The 6,763-nt window shown below is 34.5% G+C and carries 5 protein-coding genes; all 5 read right to left on the minus strand.

The genetic code is table 11. The features are described from left to right. Window positions 1-61: 61 nt before the first annotated feature. Complete coding sequence (gene purB, locus ACJ5GX_RS03080; RefSeq protein ID WP_007302075.1) at window positions 62-1,363, minus strand: adenylosuccinate lyase; 1,302 nt, start codon at window positions 1,361-1,363, stop codon at window positions 62-64. A 130-nt stretch (window positions 1,364-1,493) separates the two neighbouring features. Continuing rightward, complete coding sequence (gene rplI / locus ACJ5GX_RS03085) at window positions 1,494-2,048, minus strand: 50S ribosomal protein L9 (RefSeq protein ID WP_007302077.1); 555 nt, start codon at window positions 2,046-2,048, stop codon at window positions 1,494-1,496. A gap of 3 nt (window positions 2,049-2,051) precedes the next feature. Continuing rightward, on the minus strand, window positions 2,052-2,330 hold the full coding sequence (rpsR, locus tag ACJ5GX_RS03090; RefSeq protein ID WP_015587948.1) for a 30S ribosomal protein S18: 279 nt from the start codon (window positions 2,328-2,330) through the stop codon (window positions 2,052-2,054). Next, the gene (gene rpsF / locus ACJ5GX_RS03095) at window positions 2,330-3,103 is read right to left on the minus strand and encodes a 30S ribosomal protein S6 (protein ID WP_052264806.1); all 774 of its coding nucleotides are present in this window, start codon (window positions 3,101-3,103) and stop codon (window positions 2,330-2,332) included. Before rpsF ends, rpsR begins: the two co-directional genes overlap by 1 nt. Before the next feature lie 49 nt (window positions 3,104-3,152). Next, the gene (gene dnaE, locus ACJ5GX_RS03100) at window positions 3,153-6,473 is read right to left on the minus strand and encodes a DNA polymerase III subunit alpha (protein ID WP_096097239.1); all 3,321 of its coding nucleotides are present in this window, start codon (window positions 6,471-6,473) and stop codon (window positions 3,153-3,155) included. Between the last annotated feature and the right edge of the window lie 290 nt (window positions 6,474-6,763).

The raw sequence follows: 6,763 nt of genomic DNA on the forward strand, positions 1-6,763 counted from the left end.
AGATAATACTCATGATTTAGAAATATATGTTAAAGATCGATCCTCCTGCTCTACCACTGAGCTACTCAGCCTCATTAAAAACCTTGCTATATATATGATCTACATGCTTCGTATAATACTTCAAATCAAACAAAGATTCAAGTTTTTTAGAGTTAATAACTTCAAGTAAGGATTTATCTTGTTTCAGTTCGGCCAGAAAATCACTATTGTTTTGTTTCACTTTCATTGCATTGCTCTGAACAATTTTATACGCCTCTTCCCTCGCCAAACCACTATTTACCAACTCGAGTAATACTCGTTGTGAAAAAACCAAGCCTTTTGAAGAATTTAAGTTCTTTTCAATATTTTCCTTATTGATCACCAATTTATCTATCAAATCTGTTAATCGTACTAAAGCAAAATCCATTGCTATACAAGCATCAGGAGCAATGCACCTTTCCACAGACGAGTGCGATATATCTCGTTCGTGCCATAATGCAACATTTTCTAATGCAGGAAAAACGTAGCTGCGTACTAAGCGTGAGAGCCCAGTCAAATTCTCACTTAAAATAGGATTACACTTATGCGGCATAGCAGAACTTCCCTTCTGTCCAGTGGAAAAATATTCAGAGATTTCGCCGACTTCAGTTCTTTGCAAATGACGAATCTCAATTGCAATATTTTCTATTGAGCTTGCAATTACTCCCAAAATTGAAAAGAACATGGCATGTCTATCACGAGGGATGACTTGAGACGATATGGTTTCAGGTATGAGTCCCATTTCTTTCGCTACATACTCTTCAACAAATGGATTAATATTTGTAAAATTACCTACTGCACCTGATATTTTACAAATTGAGATCTCTTTTTGCGCGCTAATTAATCTCTGATAATTGCGTTTAAATTCAGCATAAAATCTAGCAAATTTTAATCCAAGAGTTATTGGTTCTGCATGCATTCCATGACTGCGCCCAACACAAACAATATCTTTATAGTCCTCAGCTTTTTTTTTCAATACTATAAGTAAATTTTTTAGATTCTTGAGTAAAATATCACATGACTCTTTCAACTGCACTGCAAAGCATGTATCTAAAACATCAGAACTTGTCATTCCGTAATGGAGATAACGAACATCAACTCCCGCTTTTTCAGCAATATATGTCAAAAAGGCTATAACATCATGTTTTACAATGGATTCAATTTCGTTAATACGCTCAATATCAAATTCAATAGCACCAGAGAGCTTTTCAGCAACATCATTTGGAATAACTTTTAATTTTGCTTGAGCTTCACATGCTAATTTTTCTATTTTGAGCCATATGTTGAACTTATTTTTTTCTTCCCAAATAGAAGAGATTTCTTTGCGGCTATAGCGTGGAATCATTTTTGATTTATTCCAATAATGGTGTCATTCCAGTGTCATGCACTGGAATGACATGAGGGGAGCACTGGGATGATACCAGCCTAGCAATGGAAGACATTTCTTTACGACTATAACAAGGGATCATCTTTGATCAGCTATCATCAGCATCAGCAGCTTCTTTACTCGCATCTTGCTCTGCCTCTTGTTGCTCAGATTTCTGATTTTGCAACTTTGCTTGCCTTAATTCATGTGCATCTTTCTCAGATCTGACAACGTATATAGTAATTGGCACTATCACTTTACTATGTAATTCTATATTCACTTGATACTCGCCCAAATTTTTGATGCTTATTCCACCCAAAGATAAACTATGATGACTTATATCATATCCTTCTTGTAATAAAGTTTTTGCAATTTCACGTGTGGTTACAGAGCCAAAAATCTTTCCATCCTCTGAAGCTTGCTTTATTAATATAATAAATTTATCATGCAGTGATGATGCAAGCACTTTTGCTGCATTTAATTTTTTGGTATTTTCTTCTTCCAATAATAAACGCTGTTCCTCTAACTTTATTAAATTTTCCTTAGTGGCTTTCATCGCCTTTTTTTGTGGAAAAAGAAAATTACGTGCATAACCTGGCTTAACTTTGACAACTTCACCAAGCTTACCTAAAGTTGTTATATTTTCCTTTAAAATTATTAACATAAATTACCTAACTTTTTTAGTACAGTAAGGAGCAAGAGCTAAAAAGCGTGCTCTTATAATTGCTAAGCGCAACTTTCTTTGTTTTCTTGCGCACACACCTGTTAACCTTCTAGGTAATATTCTACCATAGTCAGAGGTGAATTTGGACAATAAATCTATATTCTTATAGTCTATGTCCTCATCTTTAGATGCAGCAAGAGGACAGACCTTAGGACGCCTAAAGCCAGTTCTGTTATTTACAGACACGTAAGAATTATTAAAACTATTTCGTCTTTTCATCATTATGCACTTTTCTCCTCAATTTGTTTATCCATCATGTAAGATTTACCTTTAAAAAACTCATTAACCCGTACAGACAAGTGGCGAATAATATTCTCATTCAGTTTTACTCTACGCTCAAATTCATCCATAATGCTTGAAGTAAAACTTATACACATCATACAGTAATGACCACTTTTCATCTTATTTATTGGGTATGCAAAATCCAATAGACCCCAATATTCATATTTTATCAATCCTGAAGCTTCAATATTTTTCAAAAGCACTTCCAGCGTTTTATTCAATTGATTTGAGTCTACTATTTTAAAACTTTTTAAAACCTCTTGAAGGGGCTTTATTAGATGTTGTGAAATATTTTCCTTAAAAGCATTTACTACATTATAGATAAATGCACTTTTAGTGTTAGCTCCTGGAAGGTCCATAAAATTTTGTTTTATTCCCGTATCACTTAGTTCATTTTTCAATTCTTTATCGATTCTTGACTTTATTTCTTTTAAATTTGAAAAATCTTCTTCCAATTCAACCCACAAAATTTTTGTCAGAGTTTCCAAAAAATCAGAGTAAACAATCAGACTTTTTTTAATGCTTTCGGTACTTGCCTCTAGCTCTTGTTTTATAACTGTGCTATGTTCTCTTTCTATGAGACCTTTAACCTCCTGAGAAATAACATCTGCTTTAATATTTTTCAACAAAATAGCCAATTCTTGGACCATTTCTTCTACTTCTTGCTGCAATAAGTTCGGTTGTGCTATAAAAGTAAATTCATAGAGATTCACTATATCTTCCTTTAATATCAATTAAACACTTTAATTATATAAAACTTTTTTATATAAGCAAGTTATTTGTATTAATTTCTACGTCTTCAATCCAACTTAAGTGAGATATTTCATAAATAGCTTTGGGGGTGATTGAATATGTACCTGGCAACAAGATGCTGACTTTATGTTTTTCGAGAAGAAACTTTAGCATTATTTTGGTTTTGCCTCCATTTTTCAACACTGCATTCAACTCCTCAGCAACTTTTTGCGAGTCTGAACATACAGCAGTTAAAACTAATCCTTTCATTAGAGAAGTAACCTTTTCTGTAAATTCAGATATGTCCTTTCCTGATAGTCTCGTTGTGTTTTCTGAAATTTCAAGATCAATTATCACAAATGCTCCAGGTGAAAATAGATTCCTTTTTTCTTCTATTATTTCATTATTGTAGAATGCTATTTCAGAAACATTGTGGGGATCAGAAAGTGTTAGTATAACAAATCTTCCACGTTCTGAGGTTCTCATACGCACATTTAATATTACACCAGCAGTTTTTATCGTTTTACTCTCTCCGATAAACCCAATATTTAATTTTTTCAAGAGAGTTCTAAACTTTTCAAGTGGATGATTAGTTAAGTAAAATCCCAATGAAAATAACTCATGCTCTAATTTTTCCTCTTCATTAAAATCTTCCACGTTCTCAAGTTTTGGCTTCAGAATATCAAGATTACCAAATAAAGCAGCTTGATTTGACTGCCTATTTTTATTTGCAAAGTAAATCAATGTGTCTATTGACTCGTATAACTGCTTTCTATTTTTGTGCACACTATCGAATGTTCCAGATTTAATTAAACTTTCTAATGCCCTTTTATTTATTATATGCCCCAAATTTTGAATGAATTCCCATATGTCCTTATAAGAACTTGAGCGTGCATTTACTATTCCTTCTGCTATAGCAAAACCAACATTACGCAAAGCAGCAATTCCGTAGCGTATGTGCTCACCCTCTATTGAAAATTCAGCCTTAGATTTGCTGATATCAGGCGAAAGAACAGCAACTCCACTGAATTTTGCAGCATGATAAAACAAATTCAGTTTGTCTCTATCATCAATGTTGAGATTCATCAAGGCCGTAAAAAATTCTAGCGGGTAGTTAGCCTTAAGGTAAGCTGTTTGGTAAGATATAATCGCATATGCTGCAGCGTGGGATTTATTAAATCCATAACCAGCAAATTTTGCAACAAGATCAAAAATATAACTTGCCCTGTCGTAATCAACACCGTTTTTTGTTGCTCCTTGAACAAAAAGTTCACGTTGTTTATCCATCTCTGCCTTAATTTTCTTACCCATGGCACGTCTGAGTAAATCCGCCTCTGCTAAGCTATATCCAGAGAGAATACGCGCTATTTCCATTACCTGTTCTTGGTAGATTATTACTCCGAATGTTTCTTTTAACACCTCCTCAAGCAATGGATGAATGTAATCTGGCTTTTCAAGTCCATGCTTTCTTGCAACATAAGTTGGAATGTTATCCATAGGCCCTGGGCGATAAAGAGAAATTAAAGCGATGATATCTTCAATGCAGTCTGGCTTTAGTTTTATTAAAGCTTCTCTCATTCCCGAACTTTCAAGCTGAAACACTCCGATTGAATCACCTCTTGAGAGCATTTCATAGGTTCTTTGATCAATCAAAGAAACTGAGGAAATATCAAATTTTTTTTTATCACGATTAATTAAACGACATACATGATCTATTAGTGTTAGCGTACCAAGTCCAAGAAAATCAAATTTTATTAACCCAGCTTTCTCTACATATTTCATGCTGTATTGAGTGATTGGCAGAGCCGAATTTGGATCATAATAGACGGGAACAAAATTTTCTAATTTTTGATCGCATATTACAATTCCAGCAGCATGAGTTGAAACGTGACGATATATTCCTTCGAGCTTTAGAGATATATCAAGAAGTTTGGCAATTACTTCATCACTATCCCTTTCTTTCTGAAGATTTTGATCAAACTCTATCGCTTGCGATAAAGTTACAGGATTTACTGGATTAAATGGAACCATTTTAGATATTTTATCCACTTGAGAGTAAGGCATTTGCAATACTCTACCAACATCACGCAATACTGCCCTTGCTTGCAATTTTCCAAAAGTGATTATTTGAGCAACATAACCGTACTTTTTCTGAACATAATCAATAACCAGGTCCCTTTTCTCTTGGCAGAAATCGATATCAAAGTCAGGCATCGATACACGATCAGGATTTAAAAATCTTTCAAAGATCAGACCAAATTTTATTGGATCAAGATCTGTAATCTGCAAGCTCCAAGCAACAATTGATCCAGCACCAGAACCTCTTCCCGGTCCAACTGGAATGCCATTTGCTTTGCTCCAACGAATAAAATCAGAAACTATCAAAAAGTAGCCAGCGTAGTTCATCGAAGTTATTACGCTTAGTTCGTAATTCAGCCGATCGTAGTATTGTTTAAGGTCTATGTCCGTTTCATTTGCAATGCGGAATTCTAATCCTGCAACTGCCTGCTCCCTCAGTTCTTCATTCTCAGTTTTATTTTCTCGACAAGGAAATTTAGGCAAGATAGGCTGCCTGCTTCTTGGCATGTAAGAGCACCGCTTAGCTATCACTAAAGTGTTATAAATTGCTTCGGGAATGTCGCTGAACAGTTCCTCCATTTCTGCCACAGATTTGAAGTAATGCTCGGTAGTTAACTTCTTTCTGTTATTCTCCAGGGCATAACTGCCCTCCGATATGCACGTTAATATATCATAAGCTTCATAATCAGATCTATTTGAAAAAAACACATCATTCGTTGCCACTAGTGGTATATTGCGCTGATAAGCAAAATCTATTAAAGCTTCTTCAAGCTCTAGCTCTTTATTCAGCCCATGACGCTGCAATTCAACATATAAATGACCATCGAATGCTGAAAGCAGTTTTTCAACCGTTTCTTTGTCTTGCTCCAATAACAGTTGAGCCAAACATCCACCAGTTAAGGCGATTAGACCTGTATTAAAACTTAATAGCTCATCAAAATCAACGTAGGGAATATCGCTGCTATTTTTGCGCTTTTTAAAAGACTCACTCACCAAAGTGACTAAATTAGTGTACCCTTGTTCATTTTTTGCAAGTAGGAGTATTGATAAATTTTGTTCTAAGTGTCGAACGATAATATTGCATCCTACTATTAGCTGTATTCCCTTATTTGCTGCATATTCTGCAAATTCAAGTGAGCCAAATAAGTTGCCTGAATCAGTAACTGCAACTGCCGGCATTTTGTTCTGCAAACAAAGACCAATCAGCTCCTCAATTTTAACCGAACTCTCAAGCAGAGAATAAACGCTATGAACACGTAAGTGTATGAACATAAAAAATTTTAGATTAGCAATAGTTAAGGATAACATTAATTTACTTATAAGGATATGCAATAGAGTCAACTTGACAAACCTCATCAGTCTTCTTATCATGACAATAAGAGTATTTATCCTTATTTTTAATCTCTGCAGATTTAACAACAAAAATTCAGTAAAAAACTCAGGTATATATTGGCAGATTACATAAAATTATAGCGGCTGCATGTCTTTTTTATTTTTTCTACATTCAGCCAAAACGCGCTTTAAATAAGCGTTAGCACATTATTACAATGCCGATTTACATT

The organism is Wolbachia endosymbiont of Tuta absoluta (genome assembly GCF_059414725.1).

Excerpts from the sequence above, each read along its gene's own strand:
- purB (WP_007302075.1), bottom strand. The coding sequence starts at position 1,363 with ATGATTCCACGCTATAGCCGCAAAGAAATCTCTTCTATTTGGGAAGAA.
- rplI (WP_007302077.1), bottom strand. The coding sequence starts at position 2,048 with ATGTTAATAATTTTAAAGGAAAATATAACAACTTTAGGTAAGCTTGGT.
- rpsR (WP_015587948.1), bottom strand. The coding sequence starts at position 2,330 with ATGATGAAAAGACGAAATAGTTTTAATAATTCTTACGTGTCTGTAAAT.
- dnaE (WP_096097239.1), bottom strand. The coding sequence starts at position 6,473 with ATGTTCATACACTTACGTGTTCATAGCGTTTATTCTCTGCTTGAGAGT.